We start from the raw sequence: 19,555 nt of genomic DNA on the forward strand, positions 1-19,555 counted from the left end.
AAAGCAGTGCGGACTGCAGGGAAAACTGAAGTGTTGCCGGTTTTTGCTTGACAAGGTTTTTTCGTAGTGCAGTCCGCCTGTTTTCGTTGACGTAGATTATGTAGTTTTTCTAGCTGAATTTTCTTGCCGATTGCCACGTTTGTCCCAAGGCTATCGCGTCGCATTTTGAGCGACATTCCTCCCGACGCCGCTCGGCGCATGCCTTCCAGATCGTTCCCCGTTTTCACCCTCCGGCGCTCGCATCGGCCAATCGACCCTTTCATATTTTCGTTGCTTACACGCCGCGGAGAGAAACAGTTCCCGGATTCACTGCCTGCCTGACGTAAAGCCTAGTGAAATCAGCAGCTTAAAAGATTTCGACGCGCATCGAGCCCTGCCGCTCCAATGATACGAACACTTACAAGCGCTCACGTCGTGCAACCTGGCGCCCCGCTACAGTGGTTTCAACGACGCGGCATCTGACGGCACACCTGCACATCGTTCCGGCTGGCCGCGCGTCCTGAACACGAAATCAAGCTGAAAAGGAAGAATAGTCATGAACACCTCACGCTCGATCATTGCCACGGTGCTCGCCGGCGGCGCGCTTTTAGCCGGTACAACCGCTTTCGCTCAGGTCGATAACGGCATGATTCACGGCCCCGTGCCCCAGCAAAATTATGCGCAACCGCACATGGTGCAGGCCGATGTGGTTATAAACCTCGGCTGGCACGGAGACCGCTATTGGGACGGCCACCGTTATTGGCAGCGCGATGAATGGATGCGTCATCATCCGCACGACCAGGGCCCGCCGCATCGTCCGCCGCACGCGGATCGCCACGACGACCACGGTCCGAACCACGGCTGATCGCGTCAGTCTTAAAAAGACTTCGCTGCGAATGCCGGCTTCCCGCAAGGGAGCCGGTTTTTTTCGTGTGCGGCCACGGGTCTGCGGGCCTTCACCTGGCAATAACCCTCAAGTCATAGGCCATTTGCTGCCCCGCGCGATGGGAGGCGCTGCGCTATCCTAGTTGGCTCGGACTCGAAAGCTACGAACCAACTGCAATTGCGAGGAAAACTTGAATCAAATCACTATCGGCGTGGTGGGCAGCGGCTTGATGGGCGTCGGCATTGCGACGCAGGCAGCGTTGCACGGCTATCCGACCATCGTTCATGACATCGACGCCACGCGGCTTGCGTCGGTGGGCGCAAAAGCAGAGGCGATCCTCGACGAATTGATCGACGCCGGTGTATTCAACGCGGACGGGAAACGGGACGTCCTCGCGCGTATTGAAACCACAGACCAACTGGAGAGGGTGGCAACGGCGGGTTTTATCGTGGAAGCCATTCCCGAGGTGCTCGAACTGAAGAATCGCACGTATAGGGCGCTCGAACCGCTGCTGCGCGACGACGCTATTTTCGCCAGCAATACGAGCGGCTTTCCGCCAGATCTGCTCGCGCAAGTGCTGCAAAACAAGGCGCGTTTCGTGATCGCGCATTTCTGGAATCCGCCGCACACCATTCCGCTCGTGGAAGTCGTGCCTGGAACTGCGACCGATCCGGATGTCACGCGCCGCACGGCTGAACTGATGACGGCTATTGGCATGGAACCGGTCGTGCTGACGAAGGCGATCCCGGGTTTTGTCGGCAACCGGTTGCAGTTCGCGGTGTTGCGCGAGGCGCTCGCTATCGTGCGTTCGGGCGCAGCGACACCGCAAGTGGTCGACGCTGTGATGAAAGCATCGCTCGGACGGCGCTACGGCATGGTCGGACCGCTGGAAAGCGCGGATCTCGGCGGGCTGGATACGTTGCTGGATATCGGCTCGCACCTGATGCCGGAGTTGGCAAAGGACGAAGACGTGCTGCAACTGATGCGCGAACACGTGCAGAACGGGCGCGTCGGTGTGCGCAGCGGGCAAGGGTTTTATGAATGGGATGACGCGCAGCACGCGCGCGTGAAAGCAGGGCGCAAGCGCCTGATCCACCACACTGCAAAGAAGACCGGGAAGCACTCATGAGCGACAGCAACGCCGACCATTTCTACAACCCCGACGAGGGTCACGGGCTTCGCCACGATCCGTTCAAGGCGATCGTCGCGCCGCGGATGATCGGCTGGATTTCGAGCCGCGATCCGGACGGCCGCGTGAACCTCGCGCCGTACAGCTTTTTCGGCGCGTTTGCGACGTTCCCGTACATCATTGGATTCTCGAGCGAGGGTTTCAAGGACAGCATTGCGAACATCGAGGCGACCGGCGAATTCGTGTGGAATCTGGCGAGCAAGCCGCTTGCCGAGAAGATGAACCAGACGTCGGCGACGGTGCCTCGCGAAGTCGATGAATTCGAGCTGGCCGGACTCACGAAAGCGCCGGGCGTGAACGTGGCCGTGCCGCACGTGGCGGAGTCGCCGGCTGCGCTCGAATGCAAGTTGCTGCAGATCATCAGGCTGAAGTCTTTGGACGGCACGCCGATGAACAACTGGCTCGCGCTCGGGCAAGTTGTCGGCGTGCATATCCGGCGCGAATTCTTGAAGGACGGTATGTTCGATACGGCCGCGGCGCAGCCGATCATGCGTGCGGGTTATCGCGGGGATTATGCGGGTATCGGCGAAATGTTCGAGATGATCCGGCCAACGTCTTGAGGGGTTGAGAGGGATGGTGGGCGCGTTCCAGACGCGCGCCAAGCACGGTCCCCTCCTACCCCTACAGTCGAAACACGCTCACCGCGCGGCTCAACTGTTCGGCTTGCTCATGCAACCCGGCCGTCGATTGTTCCGCTTCACCGACCAGCGCCGCGTTCTGCTGGGTCGCTTCGCCAATCTGCGCCACGGCGAGATTTACCTGCTCGATGCCGCTCGATTGTTCGCGGGACGCCACACTGATCTCGCCGATGATCGCGTTCACCCGCGCGACACGTTCCACGATCCCGTCCATCGTGCCGCGGGCTTCTTCGGCGATCCGGTAACCATCGGCGACCCGGCCGACCGATTCCGCAACCAGCGCGTCGATCTCCTTGACCGCTGCCGCGCTGCGCTGAGCCAGTCCGCGCACCTCCGACGCCACCACGGCAAATCCTCTTCCATGTTCGCCAGCCCGCGCGGCTTCCACGGCCGCGTTCAACGCCAGGATGTTGGTCTGGAACGCGATGCCTTCGATCACCGACGTGATGTCCGAGATCTTGCGCGCGGAGGCATCGATTTCCCCCATCGTCGCGACCACCCGGCCCACTGCTTCGCCGCCGGCACGCGCTGCATCGGATGCGGATGCGACGAGTTGATCCGCCTGCGCCGTGTTGGCCGCGTTTTGTTGCACGGTCGACGTGATCTGCTCCATGCTCGCCGCGGTTTCTTCGAGGCTGCTGGCCTGCGTCGCAATCCGTAGCGAGATGTCGCTACTGCCCGCCGCAATCCGCCCCGTGCCGTCCGACATATCCGCCGACGCGCTGCGCACTTGCGTAACAATGCGCGCGAGACCGGTCGCGATACCATCGATGGCGATCATCAACCGGCCGACATCGTCCTCACGCGTGGTCGCGAGCCGCACGCTCAAATCGCCTGCCGCTATCCGTTCGGACGCATGCGTGAGTTCCGCGAGCGGCCGGCTCACCAACTTGGCGACAGCGAAGAGCAGCACCGCCACGAACGCGGAGATCACGAGCAGCCCGATCAACAGGAAGTGATTGCGCGTGGTCCGCACGTCTGCGAGCAACTCATCGCGATACGCAATCCCGCCAATCAGCCATTGCCATTCCGGCACCGTACGAAACACAATTTCCTTCGCTCCGCCGTGAACCTTGGGATCGGGGGCATCCGCGATGTCAGGGGCATCGAAGGAGAGACGGCCTTCCTTCGCATCCAGCATCTGCTTGAACGGCGCGATGCGTTCATCGGCGGCCTGAGTCGCTGCGCCACCCGCCCCACCCACGCCCGGATGCACGAGCAGCTTGCCGCGATTCGGTCCGTTCGATGCATCGACGACGAAGAAATAGCCGTTCTGGCCGACCGTCAGGTCGCGAATGTTTTGCTGCAGCGCTGCTATCTCCGGCGTGACATCCACACCCACAAACAGCGCGCCGATCACGCGCCCCGACGGATCGGTGACGGGTTTGTATTCGGTGATGTACTGCTTGCCGAACAGCGACGCCATGCCGATAAAACGCTTCCCGCCTAGCATCGGCGCGTAAGCCGGGCTCTTCCGGTCCAGCAGCGTGCCGATCGCGCGTTCGCCGTTCTGCTTTTTCAACGATGTCGTCACGCGCACGAAGTCGTCACCCGTGCGAGCAAACACCGTCGCAATCGCGCCGCTGCGTTCGAGGAACTGGTCGGGAATCGAGAAATCGAGGTTGATCGGTTTGTCGCCGGCCTTGAACGTTGGCGTCGCCAAACCGCCAATATCGACTTTTTGCGCATCATCGAGCGTGAAATCGGTGGGCAGGAAGCTCGAGAACAGCGTCATGTAGCGCTCGACTTCGGCGCTGACGGCTTTATCGTAGAGACGGATCATCGTGCCGATCGCACGGCCGTCGTCGTCCATGCGTTCGAGCGCCTGCGCGTCAATTTGCTGGCCGGCCAGATGGGTGACCGCGATGGTAAAGCCGGCGACGACCGTGGCCGCGAGCACACACGCGAGGATGGCGAATTTCGCGCCGACACTTGCCCGGCGGATGTTGAATAGCGACATAAATGAACTGGATAAACTAGATGAAGGGAATATGAATGGTTAACGGCTGTGGCGCGTCGTTCTTGATCGCCCGCTCCCGGCCGTATCCCGTTGGTCATCGGCCAAGCGCTGAAAAACCGTCAAAACACGACATGGCACGACATGGTTCGGCGAGCCGCATTCCTGGAATATGATTGACCGGACGGTAAAAGCGCCCCGCAACCCGGATGAATCGCCGATGAAAGCCGGAAAAACGTAAAGAAACGGCCGTCCACTTGCACTGGCGCGACACGGGAAAAAACGCCAAAAGCGGTTCCGTACTGCTCGCAAACCCTTGTCCCACAAGGCTCCGGCTTTCCACCCGTCAAAAAAAGAAAATCGAGGTGTCGTATTTCCACATGTGCCTGTCGGAAATAGTCGGCAACCCGCACTTTTTTCTGGCAACTATGTATGCATAGCGCGGACGCACGTCCGCCAACCAGGAGAGCGTTCGATGAATTCCCACAAGGTCGTGGTCGAGAACCTGTGCAAGGTGTTCGGCACGAGCCCAAAGCAGGCGATCGACATGCTTGCCGGCGGCGCAACGAAGGAAGAAGTTTTCTCCCGCACCGGACAGATTGTCGGCGTCCACAACGTGTCCTTCGAGGTGAAGGAAGGCGAGATCTTCGTGCTGATGGGCCTGTCGGGTTCGGGCAAATCGACGCTGATCCGCCTCATCAATCGGCTGGTCGAACCGACGGCCGGCAAGGTCCTGATCGATGGCCGCGATGTGGCTTCCGTGCCGCGTTCCGAACTCACGTCGCTGCGTCGCAAAGACATGAGCATGGTGTTCCAGTCGTTCGCACTGATGCCGCAGCGCACCGTGCTGTCGAATGCGGCGTTCGGGCTGGAAGTGGCGGGCATCGGGCGCAAGGAACGCGAAAAGCGCGCGATGGCCGTGCTCGAGCAAGTGGGTCTTGCGCCGTTCGCGCAGAAGTTGCCGGCGCAGTTGTCGGGCGGGATGCAGCAACGTGTGGGGCTCGCGCGGGCGCTGGCCGTGAACCCGTCGCTGATGATCATGGACGAGGCGTTCTCCGCACTCGATCCGCTCAAACGCAAGGAAATGCAGAACGTGCTGCTCGATCTGCAGCGCGAACAGCAGCGCACGATCATGTTCGTGTCGCACGATCTCGAGGAGGCGCTGCGCATTGGTACGCGCATCGCGATCATGGAAGGCGGCAAGGTGGTGCAGATCGGCACGCCGCAGGAAATCATCTCGAACCCCGCCGATGACTACGTGCGCGCGTTCTTCGAGGGTATTGACACAAGCCGTTACCTGACTGCCGGCGACCTGATGCAGACCGACGTCGTGCCGCTGATGAAACACGGTTCGCAGATCGATGCATCGAGCGTTTCGCAGGCGCTCAACGGCAGCGCCGACTACGCGTTCGTGATGGACCACGAGCGCAAGATTCGCGGTTTCGTGTGCCGCGATGCGATCGGCCAGGCGTCGCCGGAAATCAATCTTATCGAATGCATTCAACGCACCACGCCGCTCGACGTTGTCGTCAGCCGGGTGGTGGCGAGCCGTGCGCCGCTGCCGGTGGTCGAGGCGGACGGATCGTATTGCGGTTCGGTCAACAAGGCGAATGTTCTCAAGGCTCTGACTCGACATCGAGGTTCCCATGTCTGAAATTATCCCGCTCGGCAGTTGGGTCGATCACGGCGTCAAATACCTGCTCGACCACGACGCAAGCACCTTCGACGCGATCGGCAGAGTTATCGAAAGCTTCGCGGCGCTGATTGAACACGGCCTGCAGTCCATTCCGATGTGGCTGATGATGGCGATCTTCGTCGGCATCGGCTTGTGGCGCGTTGGCTGGCGGTTCGCGCTATTCACGCTGCTGTCGTTGTTGCTGATCTACGCGACCGGCTTCTGGGACGAGATGGTGATCACGCTCGGCCTGACGCTGTCCGCCACCTTGATTAGTTTGTTGCTCGGTATTCCGCTCGGCATCTGGACGGCCAAGAGCAAAACCGTTGAGACGATGGTGCGTCCGGTGCTCGACCTGATGCAGACCATGCCCGCCTTCGTGTACCTGATTCCGGCGGCCATGCTGTTCGGTCTCGGCCGCGTTCCGGGCATCTTGTCGACGGTTATTTTCGCGATGCCGCCTGCCGTACGTCTTACGTCGCTGGGCATTAAACATGTGAACCGCGAGATCGTGGAGGCGGGTCAGGCCTTCGGCTGCACGCCGTGGCAACTACTTTACAAGGTGCAGTTTCCGAACGCGCTGCCGTCCATCATGACCGGCGTCAACCAGACCATCATGATGGCGCTGTCCATGGTGATCATCGCTTCGATGGTCGGCGCAGGCGGCCTCGGCAACGACGTGCTGGCGAGTATTCAGCGGCTGGATATCGGGCTGGGATTTGAAAGCGGCTTGTCGGTGGTGCTGCTCGCGATCATTCTCGACCGCATCACGGAAAGCTTCGGCCGGTCGCCGGGCATGGCGCGTGCGCCGCTGTTGTCGGGGATTCGCAGCGTGATGCGCGTGCGCCGCACACCGGCGGCACAGCAAGGTTAAGCATCAGTGTGAGTGGTTAAATCAGGCAGCGAAGCTAAGCTAAGCCCAAGGATAAAAACCCGATGAAACGCGACGCGATGGTGCCGGACAGGATTCATCCTGACAATTCACCGTTATCGAAGCTGGCGCACTTCGGGTTCCTGACGCTGCCGAATTTTTCGATGATCGCGTTCACCAGCGCGATCGAAGTGCTGCGCATGGCGAACTATGTCGGCCGCGCGGAGCACTACACGTGGTCGGTGATCACGCCGGACGGCGAACCGGCGCGCGCGAGCAACGGCATTACCGTGAAGCCGACCAGGACGCTCGCCGAAGCGGGCGTGCCGGACGTGCTGATCGTGTGCGCGGGCTGGCATGTACGCGATTACGTCGATGAAAAGGTGATTGCGTTGTTGCATCACGTGGCAGAGCAAGGCGTGCCGCTTGGCGGCATATGTACCGGCGCTTACGCGTTGCTGGCGGCGAACTTGCTCGATGGGTATCGCTGCACTGTGCATTGGGAGGACATGTCGCCCTTGCATAAGCGCTTCCCGCACGTGCGATTCGCCGATGAACTGTTTGTGATCGACCGTGATCGCGTGACTTGCACGGGTGGGACCGCGCCGCTCGACCTGATGCTGAACCTGGTCGGCCAGCGGCTTGGACAGGCGCACGCGGCGCAGGTGTCCGAGCAGTTCATTGTGGAGCGGATTCGCGGCACGACCGATTACCAGCACATTCCCGTCGATGCGCGCGTGGGGTTCTCGCGTGCCGAGCTGATCGAGGTGGTGCGGCTGATGGAGGCGAACATTGAAGAGCCGTTGTCGCTGGAAGAACTCGCGCGGCTCGTGAAGCTTTCGCAGCGTCACTTGCAGCGCATGTTCAAGATGTTCCTGAGTGTTTCGCCGACGCATTATTACCTCACGCTGCGGCTGCGGCGAGCGCGTGAGCTGCTGCGTAATACCGATGCATCGATCTCGCGCGTGACAGCCATTTGCGGCTTTCATTCGCCGTGTCATTTCAGCAAGGCGTACCGCGCGCAATTTGGCCACGCGCCGAGTATTGAGCGCAGGCAGTCGGCTTGATGATCCATTTTTAGGCGTGTTGCGCCGATTGAGGCGCGGCATCGTCGTGTCTGGCAGTTTCCAAAACAGGGAGAAAACATGAAATTTCACGGAATTGCGTCGTCGTGCGCGCTGGCTGTCTTGCTGAATATCACGATGTCCGGCGGCGCGTTTGCGGCCGAACCGGCCACGTGCCAGAACGTCCGTTTTGCCGATGTGGGCTGGACCGATATTGCCGCGACCACGGGTCTTGCGACCACGGTGCTGCAGGGCTTGGGGTATAAGCCGACGAAGACCATCGCGTCCGTGCCGATTACGTTTGCCGGTATCAAGAGCAAGCAGATCGACGTGTTCCTTGGCTACTGGTCGCCGACGATGGACCCGATTGTCGAGCCGTTCCAGAAAGCCGGCCAGGTCAAGGTGCTGACTGCGCCTAATTTGACTGGCGCGAAATACACGCTGGCCGTGCCCGACTATGCATATAACGGCGGCCTGAAGTCATTCGCCGATATCGCCAAGAATTACGACAAGCTCGACGGCAAGATCTACGGCATCGAGCCGGGTAACGACGGTAACGCGTTGATCAAGAAGATGATCGATTCGAATCAGTTCGGGCTCGGCAAGTTCAAGATGGTGGAGTCTAGCGAGGCGGGCATGCTGGTGGAGGTGGGCCGCGCGATTCGCGAGAAGAAGTGGATTGTGTTCCTTGGCTGGGAACCGCATCCGATGAACGTGACGATGAAGATTGACTATCTGAGCGGCGGCGACGATGTATTCGGCCCGAACTATGGTGAAGCGAAGGTGTTGACGGTGACGCCGCCGGATTATGCTGCGCGATGCCCGAACGTGGCGAAGCTGGTCGATAATTTGCGGTTTTCCACGGACATCGAGAATCACGTGATGACGCCGATCATGAACAAGACCGATCCGAATCTGGCGGCGCGTCAGTGGTTGAAGGCCAATCCGGCGGTGTTGGATAAGTGGCTGGCCGGGGTCAAGACGTTTGATGGAAAGGATGGTCTGCCGGCGGTTAAGGCTTATGTAGCGGCCCAGTAATCTTGTTTGCGCCGGTGGATGGTTTCGAGTTCCACCGGCGTGAACGAAAAACTAGATTGCCTGCGCGCGCCCCGGAAACGTCTCGTCGAAATCCGCGGCAAGCTCCAGCGTCTCAACCCCTGGCGCTGCCGTACCACGTTGCTCGCGATACATCATCGGCGGAAGCCCGAACTGTTTCCTGAACTCACGCCCCAGGTGCGACGCATCCGAGAAACCACAGCTCGATGCAATGTCAGCCACCGTCTTGTCCGAACTCGTCAGCAACCACGCGGCCGTCCGCAACCTGACCTGCTTCGCGTAGGCTTGCGGCGCCTTGCCGGTCTCCGCCTTGAACAGGCGCTCCAATTGCCGCGTCGACAGATCCAGCTTGTGCGCAAGCTCGTCAAGCGTCAGCGAACGCCCCACATGCTGCTCCATCAGCAAAATCGCTCGCTTCACCTTCGGATGCGTCGCCGGCGCCAGCCCCGGGGGATGCGGCTGCGGCGCGTTGCCCTTTTGCATGTCGTCCACCAGCAAAATGCGCAATGCCTTCTGCACGGTGGCGGCTTCGAAATGGCGCAACAGAATTGCTGCCGCAACGTCGATCGATGCGCGTCCGCCCGAACATGTAATGCGCCGGTGATCCATCACGAACAACCGGTCCGCCACCAGCATCTCTTCATTCACACCAGGAAAACGTTCGACGAAATCCCAGTAGTGGAACCAGCTCACACAGATGCGATAACCGTCCAGCACGCCCGCGCGCATCAGGGAGAACACGCCCGTGCAAATGCCGACAAGCGTGGCGTCCGTCGTCGCGGCGCGGCGGATGAATTGCAGCGTGGCGTCACTCGCGCCCGCGCCGGAATGCAGCAAACCGCCAACGACCACCACGTAATCGAAGGGCTCAGCCTTCTCGAAGGTTTCCCACGGCGTGATCTGGATGCCGCAACTCGCGCGCACCGGCGCAAGCGTCTCCCCAATCACGCTCCACGAGCAGCGCACCGGCTTGCTGAAATCGCCTTCGTCGGCAGACAGGCGCAACAAATCGACGAAGCCGGAAAACGCCGTCAGCGTGAAATTCGGCAACAACACAATGCCAAACCGAATGCGCTGTTTGGACGCCGTGTCGGGCGATTGAGCGGGAAGAAGGTCAGCGGGATTCATGCGCTTGCCGTTGATGTACAGCCTTAAATCGGGGCAGTGGTGATGGGCGATGTGACGGCCCGGTAACTAGTCAGCATATCACTGCCATTAAGCGGTTTGAAATACGGGATTCACGCGGCAGTCATGTCTATTCGGATTTAAATTTTGTATGCGGGTCAGAACGGGAAACGGCTTGCCCCATTCAGGGCAAGCCGTTTCCCATAGCCGGCTGGCCGCCCGGCTATTCCTTAAAGCATTAAAAGCGGGCTTGGTAAGCGCCTTGAAACCAACTTAATGAGCGACGTGTTTGACGTGCTTGGCTTTCGTGTAGTGATGATGATGCGGTTTTGCAAACGACACGGCCGGTGCAGCAACCGCAGCGACGATAAGGACCGCGAGGACTTTCTTCAGAACATTGTTCATGGGACGAACCTGATGGGCGAGAGTTTGATGGCGAGTTGTTTCGGGCGCATTTTAAAATGCCGGCACAGTGTATCGCAGCGTTTCTTCAACCTGGAATGGGTAAATAGGACCTGCGTCGAAAGTGTTGCGAAAGTGTTGTATAGCCGCCGAACCCCCAAAATTCGCGCACTTTGCGAAGTACCGCGGTGTCGCACCGTCGTGTCAGTTCCCGTCTCTGCTTCATACCCGATTCGTGGCCCGGTCACATGCGTGACGCGCCATCACCATTCCATTCACCGGGCCACTTGCCAGTTTCCGCCGCCGATCGTCGCTAATGCGCCTCGCCACCAACGCGCCTTGTCGTGCTGACGCCGCCATCCCACGTGCATGCCGTTTTTGTTCTATCGGCGGAAATTGGCGTGCGGTGCAATGGCTACCTAGTGAAATCTTATGCAGTCCACCGACAAGGCATCCCATGAACGTCAGCGTTTTCGATCTGTTCAAGATCGGCATCGGCCCGTCGAGTTCGCATACGGTCGGCCCGATGATCGCAGCGTGCCGCTTCGCCTCGCATATTGAAGACGCAAACCTGCTCGCGTTCGTGCGCCGCGTGCGGGTGGATTTGTTCGGCTCGCTGGGCGCGACCGGCAAAGGTCACGGTACCGATAAAGCCGTGCTGCTTGGACTCGAAGGCAATCTCCCCGACTCGATCGATCCGGATGCGATCGAACCGCGTCTGCGGGAGATCCGCGAGTGCAAGACGTTGAATCTGCTCGGCAAGCACGCGGTGAAATTCGACGAGCGTGAGCACCTCGGTTTTTTCCGCAAGCTGATGCCGGGTGCGCCGGGGTCTAGCGTCGTGCATCCGAACGGCATGCGCTTCCAGGCCTTCGATGAAAACGGCCAGCTCGTCGTCGAAAAAGAGTACTACTCGGTCGGTGGCGGTTTCGTGATCAATAGTGAGGGCACGCGCGTGAACGGCGTGCAATCGGGCGGTGGCGTGCCGCATCCGTTTCGCACCGGCGATGACCTGATGCGGGTGTGCCGCGAGACGGGTTTATCGATTGCCGAAGTCACGATGGCGAACGAATGCGCATCGCGTCCGGAACGTGAAGTGCGTGAGGGCTTGCTCGCGATCTGGCGCGTCATGGCGGCGTGTGTGGAACGCGGCTGCAAGGTAAGAGGCGAATTGCCCGGCCCGATGCATGTGAAGCGTCGCGCGGCCGATCTCTCCACGCAATTGCGCCAGCACTCGGAAGCGTCCTTGCGCGATCCGCTCTCCATGCTCGACTGGGTCAACCTCTACGCCATGGCCGTGAACGAGGAGAACGCAGCGGGCGGCCGCGTGGTCACGGCACCCACGAACGGCGCTGCCGGCGTGATCCCCGCGGTGCTGCATTACTACGTGAAGTTCATGCACAACGCGACCGACGAGGGCATTGTCACGTTCCTGCTGACGGCCGCTGCGATCGGGATAATCTACAAGGAGACGGCGTCGATTTCCGGTGCGGAAGTCGGCTGCCAGGGCGAAGTCGGCGTGGCCTGTTCCATGGCCGCCGCCGCGCTCGCCGCCGTCATGGGCGGCACGCCGACGCAAGTGGAAAACGCCGCCGAGATCGGCATGGAACATAACCTCGGCATGACCTGCGATCCCGTTGGCGGCCTTGTGCAGATTCCGTGCATTGAACGCAACGCAATGGGAGCGATCAAGGCCCTCAATGCTGCACGCATGGCGATGAAAGGCGACGGTACGCACTACGTGTCGCTCGACAACGTGATCAAGACGATGCGCGAAACCGGCGCGGACATGAAGACGAAATACAAGGAGACGTCGCGCGGCGGGTTGGCCGTGAACGTCATCGAGTGCTGATTTTTTAGCTTTGCAAGCGAGTTTGCAAGCGAGTCTGAGAGATTAACAAGGGTAAGGAAACACCATGAGCCGCTATTCGATATTCAGCCTGCTGCGCAACGGCATGTCGTATCACGAGAACTGGGAACGCCAGTGGAAAAGCCCGGAGCCGAAGCAGGAATACGACGTGGTCATCGTCGGCGGTGGTGGGCATGGTCTGGCCACGGCGTACTACCTCGCCAAGGAACATGGCGTGCGTAACGTCGCCGTGCTCGAGAAGGGCTGGATCGGCGGCGGTAATACGGCGCGCAATACGACTATCGTGCGTTCGAACTATCTGTGGGACGAATCGGCAGCGCTGTATGAGAAAGCGATGCAGCTGTGGGAAGGGCTGTCGCAAGACCTGAACTACAACGTGATGTTCAGCCAGCGCGGCGTGATGAATCTTGCGCATACGCTGCAAGACGTTCGGGATACTGAACGTCGTGTTAACGCGAACCGCCTGAATGGCGTCGACGCGGAATTTCTCACGCCCGAACAGATCAAGCAGATCGAGCCGACCATCAATCTGAATAGCCGCTATCCGGTGCTCGGTGCGTCCATCCAGCGTCGCGGCGGCGTGGCTCGTCACGACGCCGTTGCGTGGGGTTTTGCACGCGGCGCGGATCAGGCCGGCGTCGATATCGTGCAGAACTGTCAGGTGACGGGCATTCGCCGTAACGGCAGTCAAGTGATTGGCGTGGATACGACCAAGGGTTTCATCAAGGCCAAGAAGGTCGCGGTAGTCGCGGCGGGCAACACCTCCACGCTCGCCGATATGGCCGGCATCCGCCTTCCTCTGGAAAGCCATCCGTTACAAGCGCTCGTCTCTGAACCGATCAAGCCAGTGGTCAACACGGTAGTGATGTCGAACGCGGTCCACGCGTACATCAGCCAGTCCGACAAGGGCGATCTCGTGATCGGCGCGGGTGTCGATCAGTACACGGGCTTTGGTCAGCGCGGCAGTTTTCACATTATCGAAGGGACGCTGGAGGCGATTGTCGAGATGTTCCCGGTGTTCTCGCGCGTGCGCATGAATCGTCAATGGGGCGGGATTGTGGATGTGTCGCCGGATGCGTGCCCGATCATCAGCAAGACCGATGTAAAGGGTTTGTATTTCAACTGCGGCTGGGGGACGGGTGGCTTCAAGGCGACGCCGGGTTCGGGTTGGGCATACGCCCATACCATCGCGAAGGATGAACCGCATGCGTTGAACGCACCGTTTTCCATCGACCGGTTCTATACGGGTCATCTGATCGACGAGCACGGCGCTGCGGCCGTCGCCCACTAACGCCCACGCATTGCAACGAGTTGCATGGGACCAGAATAAGTCGCTAAAGCGCCAACTCTGGTCGACACAAGGAGAGAAGAGATGTTGCTGATTGAATGCCCCTGGTGCGGGCCGCGTGCCGAGACCGAATTCTCGTGCGGCGGCGAAGCTGATATCGCGCGACCGCTCGACACCGAAAAGCTCACGGACAAAGAATGGGGCGACTATCTGTTCATGCGCAAGAACCCGCGCGGCGTGCACCGCGAGCAATGGATGCATGCGCAAGGCTGCCGCCGCTGGTTCATGGCGCAACGCGATACCGTGAGCTACGCATTTCAGGGCTATGACACGTTCGCCCGGCCGCTCGCCGTGATGGAATCGAAAGAAGAAGGACAATCGAAATGAGCCAGAAAGACCGACTCGCGACAGGCGGGCGCATCAACCGCGCCATCTCGCTCACGTTCACGTTCAACGGCAAAACGTATCAGGGCCATCAGGGCGATACGCTCGCGTCCGCGCTGCTCGCGAACGGCGTGCATTTCGTTGCACGTAGCTGGAAATATCACCGGCCGCGCGGCATCGTGACGGCCGATGTGGCTGAACCGAATGCAGTGGTTCAGCTCGAAACCGGCGCTTATACGGTGCCGAATGCGCGCGCTACCGAGATCGAGTTGTACCAGGGACTGGTTGCAACGAGCGTGAACGCGAAGCCGAGCATCGAGAACGATCGCATGGCGGTGAATCAGAAGATCGCGCGGTTTATTCCGGCGGGCTTTTACTACAAGACCTTCATGTGGCCGCGCAAGTTCTGGCCGAAATACGAAGAAGTGATCCGCGATGCAGCCGGTCTTGGCAAGGCGCCGGAACACGTGGACGCGGATCGCTACGACAAGTGTTTTGCGCACTGCGATGTGCTCGTGGTCGGAGCGGGGCCGTCGGGTCTTGCTGCGGCGCATGCGGCGGGCTTGTCGGGCGCGCGCGTGATTCTCGTCGATGACCAGCCGGAACTCGGCGGCTCGCTGCTGTCGTATCGTGCGGAGATCGATGGTGCGCCGGGCTTGAAATGGGCGCAGAAGATAGAAGCCGAACTGCGCAAGATGCCCGATGTAAAGATCCTGTGCCGCAGCACGGCCTTCGGTTATCAGGATCACAACCTGATAACCATCACGCAGCGTTTGACCGAGCATTTGCCGGTATCGATGCGCAATGGCACGCGGGAACTGCTGTGGAAAGTGCGCGCCAAGCGGGTCATTCTGGCGACGGGCGCGCAGGAACGTCCCATCGTATTCGGCAACAACGATCTGCCGGGCGTGATGCTGGCGTCGGCGGTGTCGTCGTATTTGCATCGTTATGCGGTGCTGCCGGGCCGCAACGCGGTGGTGTTTACAAACAACGACAGCGGCTATCAATGTGCGCTGGATCTGAAGGCGGCAGGTGCGCAAGTGACGGTCGTCGACCCCCGTCTCGCCGATGACAAAGGCGCCTTGCAGGGCCAGGCGAAACGCTATGGCGTGAAGGTCTTGAACGGCTCGGTTGTTACCGTGGCGCATGGCAAGTTGCGCGTGGCATCGATTGAAGTCAGCGCTTATTCGAACGGCACGGTTGGTGTGAAGCAAGCGGATCTGTCATGCGACCTGCTTGCTGTGTCCGGCGGTTGGAGCCCGATCCTACACTTGTTCGCGCAGTCAGGCGGCAAGGCTCACTGGCACGACGAAAAACTCTGCTTCGTACCGGGCAAAGCGATGCAGGCCGAGAGCAGCGTAGGCGCATGTGCAGGCGAATTCACGCTGGCACGTGCGATCCGTTTCGCCGTAGATGCGGGTGTCGACGCCGCGCGAGCAGCGGGCTTGATCGTCGCGCGTCCGACGCCCGTGCAAGTAGCCGAGATCAGCGAAGCACCGGTGATGCCGCTGTGGCTGGTTGGCGGCCGCGAGATGGCAACGCGCGGTCCCAAGCAATTCATCGATTATCAAAATGACGTATCCGCCGCCGATATCTTCCTCGCCGCACGTGAGGGTTTCGAGTCGGTCGAGCACGTGAAGCGTTACACCGCGATGGGCTTCGGCACGGATCAGGGCAAGCTCGGCAACATCAATGGTATGGCGATTCTCGCTCAGGCGTTGAACAAGACCATCCCTGAAACGGGCACCACGACGTTCCGTCCGAACTACACGCCGGTCACGTTCGGTACGTTCGCCGGCCGCGAGCTGGGCGAGTTCCTCGACCCGGTTCGCAAGACCGCTGTACACGAATGGCACGTGGAAAACGGTGCGACGTTCGAGGACGTCGGCAACTGGAAGCGGCCGTGGTACTACCCGAAGAATGGCGAAGACATGCATGCGGCGGTCGCGCGCGAGTCGCTGGCGACACGTACGAGCGTCGGTATCCTCGATGCATCGACGCTCGGCAAGATCGACATTCAAGGTCCAGATGCCGCGAAGCTGCTCAACTGGGTCTACACGAACCCGTGGAGCAAGCTGGAAGTGGGTAAGTGCCGCTACGGCCTGATGCTCGACGAAAACGGCATGATCTTCGACGACGGTGTGACCGTACGCCTCGCCGACCAGCACTACATGATGACGACCACGACCGGCGGCGCGGCGCGCGTGCTGACATGGCTCGAGCGCTGGCTGCAGACCGAGTGGCCCGACATGCGCGTGCGGTTGGCATCGGTGACGGACCACTGGGCGACGTTCGCCGTGGTCGGCCCGAACAGCCGCAAGGTCCTGCAAAAGGTCTGCCGCGATATCGACTTCGCCAACGCCGCATTCCCGTTCATGAGCTATCGCGAAGGGACGGTGGCGGGCGCTGCATCGCGCGTGATGCGGATCAGCTTCTCCGGCGAACTCGCGTACGAAGTCAACGTGCCGGCGAACGTGGGGCGTGCTGTGTGGGAAGCACTGATGGCCGCGGGTGCCGAGTTCGACATCACGCCCTACGGCACGGAAACCATGCACGTGCTGCGTGCCGAGAAGGGTTACATCATCGTCGGGCAGGATACCGATGGTTCGATGACACCGTACGACCTCGGCATGGGTGGACTGGTCGCGAAGTCAAAGGACTTCCTCGGTAAGCGTTCGCTGACTCGCTCGGATACGGCGAAGGCCGGACGCAAGCAGCTTGTCGGCTTGCTTGCTGAAGATGCGTCGTTTGTGATCCCCGAAGGCTCGCAGATCGTGTCGGGTCCGTTCACCGGTGACACAGCGCCTATGCTCGGCCATGTCACATCCAGCTATTTCAGCCCTATCTTAAAGCGCTCGATCGCGATGGCCGTCATCAAGGGCGGTCTCGAGAAGATCGGCGAGTCGGTGATGATCCCGCTCGCTGGCGGCAAGCAGATGCCGGCAAAAATCACCAGCTCGGTGTTCTACGACAGCGAAGGAGCACGTCAACATGTGGAATGAAAACAGAAGCAATCAGACGGTCGTGGATCGCGCAATCGGGCAGGGCGTGTGGCAGGAGTCCCCGCTAGTGGGCGCCGATGATTTGCTGAAAAAACATCACGCGAGTGCGTCGAAAGCGTTTCGCCTGGTCGAGCGGCCTTTCCTTGAACTTGTCAATCTGCGCGGCGATCTGCGCGATGCCGCCTTTGTTGCCGCGGTGGAAAAGGTGATTGGCTGCAAGCCGCCGGAGAAACCGAATACGACGGCGGCCGGCAACGGTTACGACCTGATGTGGCTCGGTCCCGACGAGTGGCTCGTGCGCTCGGCCGCCTCTCATTCTGCAACGCAACCGGCGCCGCTGGAAGCGAAACTGCGTGAGGCGTTCAAGGGTTTGTTCGCTGCTGCGGTAGATATTGGCAGCGGTTATACCGTGCTCGAAATCAGCGGCACGCGTACGCGCGATGTCCTCGCTCGCGGATGTCCGCTCGATCTGCATCCGCGGTTGTTCGGCGTCGGCCAGTGCGCGCAGAGCCATTACTTCAAGGCGTCGGTGACGATTGTGCCGACCGGCGAGGACAATTTCGAGCTCGTGATCCGTCGTAGTTTCGCGGACTACTTCGTGAAGATCATGCTCGACGCGGCCGAGCCGCTGATGTCATGAAACTGTACGAACCGATGAGCCCGGGCGGACGCGGCTGGCGCATTGTTGTCGATGAGCTCGTGGTGCCCACGCGCATCGGTTTATATGCGCGGGAGCATCTCGCGCCGCAGCCGGTCGCTATCGACGCGAGCCTGCATTATCGGGGCGTACCGACTGAGGACAACGCGCACGAGTTGATCGATTACGAGGCTTGGTGCGCGGGAGTATCGGCCTATCTTGAGAGCAAGCCGCATACTCGTTTGCTCGAAACATTGGCGGCTGAAATTGCGGCGCTGTCGTTCACCGAATGGCCCGCGCTCGATGCGCTGACGCTGCTGTTGTACAAGCCGAAGATTCGCGAAGGCACGCGGCGCGTAGGTGTCGAGCTCGATTGGCATCGTGCCGATTTCGATGCATGGCGAGCGTCGATCGGGTTACATACGGCGGTCGCGCGCTGATACGGTCATGACGTCGACGCGCGTTGAAACCGCCGGACTCTCGCAGCTTGCGTGCGAGCGACACGATCCCCATGCGGCGCTCGCATTGCTCGACCGCAGCCTTGTGCTGGGCCATCGACGAATCGCGTTGATCCGATATCTGCATGCGCAATATCTTGGCGCGCCGCTCGAGCCGCGCCATCATGAGTATGTTCACAAGGTTGCCGCGAGGTTGAGCATAGAGACAATCGCTCGCATAGCGACCGCTGCGCGCGCCCGGCTTGAAGGGTGACTTAGCGCAGGGTGTCGACGCTGAACGATCGCCTCACGACCATCAGCGATGAAACCAGCACGAATCACGAGCAAGCTGCAGATCGGCGTAGCGAACCAGACGAACAAAATGTGTCCGGCAAGGCTTTTCAGTGACCTTGCGGGCCTCGCCCGATATACGCCAAGCGCCGGAAACAACGCGAGCGAGACAGCCGCTGAGAAGCCTGCTGATGAAGCAATGATCGCGGTCGAGCCCGTCGGCGCGAATCCACCGAAGCGGACGTGGTAGGCTAGCGCTGCGCCGGCGAGAATCAGCACGACGTCCAGCAGGCGGTTGAGTAATCCGTTGAATGTCAGCATGGTTGCCCCAGAGCAATTCGGCGCGCGCTGATGGCGTCATGACAGGACGATGCAATAGACCTCGTCACCAGAGCGAGGCAAGCGCCCAGCGTGACGCACATTCTTTTTCGTTCTGTATGTCGGAAAGTCATTGCGATCAATTTAATTGAATCGGATAAAGGGTTTATTGGGTATTGAATTTCCGCTGTTTCGAAATGAGATTGTTCTCGATTCGAATAGACGAACGTGCCTAAGCTCAGCGCGAAGCAATGAAGTTTTCGTCGTTGAATACAGTGAAAGACAGGGAAGCTTTATATAGCGGTCTGTGCCTGGATTGGAGCGAACACCATTGGGAGATTCAGTCGTCTCTTGAGTGGCCGCATTGTCACTTAAGGCGTACGGCGTAATGATCGGAGGAGTCTTAAAGGATGTGAGCGTTCATTAAGACGCAGCATTTACGGTGTATTGATTTTAATGACTCGGGATAATTTGATAGCGCGCTGG

General features: G+C 60.2%; 18 protein-coding genes. 14 read left to right on the forward strand and 4 right to left on the reverse strand.

Features of this window, described 5'->3' with window-relative positions; all coding sequences use genetic code 11:
- Positions 1-535 precede the first annotated feature (535 nt).
- From EOS_RS14715 to EOS_RS14725, 3 genes are all read left to right on the forward strand, one after another.
- Complete coding sequence (locus EOS_RS14715; protein ID WP_047847393.1) at positions 536-844, forward strand: hypothetical protein; 309 nt, start codon at positions 536-538, stop codon at positions 842-844.
- Positions 845-1,055: 211 nt separating this feature from the next.
- The gene (locus tag EOS_RS14720; RefSeq protein ID WP_047847394.1) at positions 1,056-1,994 is read left to right on the forward strand and encodes a 3-hydroxyacyl-CoA dehydrogenase family protein; all 939 of its coding nucleotides are present in this window, start codon (positions 1,056-1,058) and stop codon (positions 1,992-1,994) included.
- A complete protein-coding gene (locus EOS_RS14725; protein WP_047847395.1) occupies positions 1,991-2,614 on the forward strand; it encodes a flavin reductase family protein in 624 nt (207 codons plus the stop codon). Before EOS_RS14720 ends, EOS_RS14725 begins: the two co-directional genes overlap by 4 nt.
- Positions 2,615-2,675: 61 nt before the next feature.
- On the opposite strand, the gene EOS_RS14730 is transcribed toward EOS_RS14725, so the two are convergent.
- Positions 2,676-4,652 carry a methyl-accepting chemotaxis protein gene (locus tag EOS_RS14730; protein WP_047847396.1) on the reverse strand — a complete coding sequence of 659 codons (1,977 nt, stop codon included), beginning with the start codon at positions 4,650-4,652 and terminating at the stop codon, positions 2,676-2,678.
- A gap of 472 nt (positions 4,653-5,124) precedes the next feature.
- On the opposite strand from EOS_RS14730, the gene EOS_RS14735 reads away from it, so the two are divergent.
- The 4 genes from EOS_RS14735 (at position 5,125) to EOS_RS14750 (ending at position 9,297) form a co-directional block, all read left to right on the forward strand.
- Positions 5,125-6,303 (forward strand): quaternary amine ABC transporter ATP-binding protein, encoded by a 1,179-nt coding sequence (locus tag EOS_RS14735; protein WP_047847397.1) that lies wholly within the window; start codon positions 5,125-5,127, stop codon positions 6,301-6,303.
- Positions 6,296-7,198 carry a choline ABC transporter permease subunit gene (gene choW / locus EOS_RS14740; RefSeq protein WP_047847398.1) on the forward strand — a complete coding sequence of 301 codons (903 nt, stop codon included), beginning with the start codon at positions 6,296-6,298 and terminating at the stop codon, positions 7,196-7,198. The genes EOS_RS14735 and choW overlap by 8 nt, the downstream gene beginning before the upstream one ends.
- A 62-nt stretch (positions 7,199-7,260) precedes the next feature.
- Positions 7,261-8,262: a GlxA family transcriptional regulator gene (locus EOS_RS14745; RefSeq protein WP_047847399.1), complete on the forward strand. Its 1,002-nt coding sequence runs from the start codon at positions 7,261-7,263 to the stop codon at positions 8,260-8,262.
- A gap of 135 nt (positions 8,263-8,397) precedes the next feature.
- Positions 8,398-9,297, forward strand: coding sequence for a choline ABC transporter substrate-binding protein (locus tag EOS_RS14750; protein ID WP_407639139.1), 900 nt, complete (start codon positions 8,398-8,400; stop codon positions 9,295-9,297).
- Positions 9,298-9,348: 51 nt separating this feature from the next.
- On the opposite strand, the gene EOS_RS14755 is transcribed toward EOS_RS14750, so the two are convergent.
- Both EOS_RS14755 and EOS_RS48755 read right to left on the reverse strand, forming a co-directional pair.
- Entirely contained in the window at positions 9,349-10,443 is a 1,095-nt protein-coding gene (locus EOS_RS14755) for a GlxA family transcriptional regulator (RefSeq protein ID WP_047847401.1), read from the reverse strand.
- A gap of 270 nt (positions 10,444-10,713) precedes the next feature.
- Positions 10,714-10,845, reverse strand: coding sequence for a hypothetical protein (locus tag EOS_RS48755; RefSeq protein ID WP_268760323.1), 132 nt, complete (start codon positions 10,843-10,845; stop codon positions 10,714-10,716).
- A gap of 454 nt (positions 10,846-11,299) precedes the next feature.
- On the opposite strand from EOS_RS48755, the gene EOS_RS14760 reads away from it, so the two are divergent.
- The 7 genes from EOS_RS14760 to EOS_RS48095 all read left to right on the forward strand — a co-directional run bounded on the left by EOS_RS14760 (position 11,300) and on the right by EOS_RS48095 (position 18,734).
- Positions 11,300-12,694 carry an L-serine ammonia-lyase gene (locus tag EOS_RS14760; RefSeq protein WP_047847402.1) on the forward strand — a complete coding sequence of 465 codons (1,395 nt, stop codon included), beginning with the start codon at positions 11,300-11,302 and terminating at the stop codon, positions 12,692-12,694.
- Positions 12,695-12,758: 64 nt separating this feature from the next.
- Positions 12,759-14,003, forward strand: coding sequence for a sarcosine oxidase subunit beta family protein (locus EOS_RS14765; protein WP_047847403.1), 1,245 nt, complete (start codon positions 12,759-12,761; stop codon positions 14,001-14,003).
- Positions 14,004-14,084: 81 nt separating this feature from the next.
- Positions 14,085-14,387 (forward strand): sarcosine oxidase subunit delta, encoded by a 303-nt coding sequence (locus EOS_RS14770; RefSeq protein ID WP_047847404.1) that lies wholly within the window; start codon positions 14,085-14,087, stop codon positions 14,385-14,387.
- Positions 14,384-17,386: a sarcosine oxidase subunit alpha family protein gene (locus tag EOS_RS14775; RefSeq protein ID WP_047847405.1), complete on the forward strand. Its 3,003-nt coding sequence runs from the start codon at positions 14,384-14,386 to the stop codon at positions 17,384-17,386. Before EOS_RS14770 ends, EOS_RS14775 begins: the two co-directional genes overlap by 4 nt.
- Positions 17,376-18,026 (forward strand): sarcosine oxidase subunit gamma, encoded by a 651-nt coding sequence (locus tag EOS_RS14780; protein ID WP_047847406.1) that lies wholly within the window; start codon positions 17,376-17,378, stop codon positions 18,024-18,026. Before EOS_RS14775 ends, EOS_RS14780 begins: the two co-directional genes overlap by 11 nt.
- Positions 18,023-18,463 carry a dihydroneopterin aldolase gene (locus EOS_RS14785; RefSeq protein ID WP_047847407.1) on the forward strand — a complete coding sequence of 147 codons (441 nt, stop codon included), beginning with the start codon at positions 18,023-18,025 and terminating at the stop codon, positions 18,461-18,463. The genes EOS_RS14780 and EOS_RS14785 overlap by 4 nt, the downstream gene beginning before the upstream one ends.
- A gap of 7 nt (positions 18,464-18,470) precedes the next feature.
- Positions 18,471-18,734: a hypothetical protein gene (locus tag EOS_RS48095; RefSeq protein WP_047847408.1), complete on the forward strand. Its 264-nt coding sequence runs from the start codon at positions 18,471-18,473 to the stop codon at positions 18,732-18,734.
- Here EOS_RS48095 and EOS_RS47070 read toward each other — a convergent pair.
- Positions 18,656-19,072, reverse strand: coding sequence for a hypothetical protein (locus EOS_RS47070; RefSeq protein ID WP_160312498.1), 417 nt, complete (start codon positions 19,070-19,072; stop codon positions 18,656-18,658). The genes EOS_RS48095 and EOS_RS47070 overlap by 79 nt on opposite strands.
- Positions 19,073-19,555: the final 483 nt, after the last annotated feature.

This window comes from Caballeronia mineralivorans PML1(12), from assembly GCF_001028175.1.
Classification (GTDB): Bacteria; Pseudomonadota; Gammaproteobacteria; order Burkholderiales; family Burkholderiaceae; genus Caballeronia; species Caballeronia mineralivorans.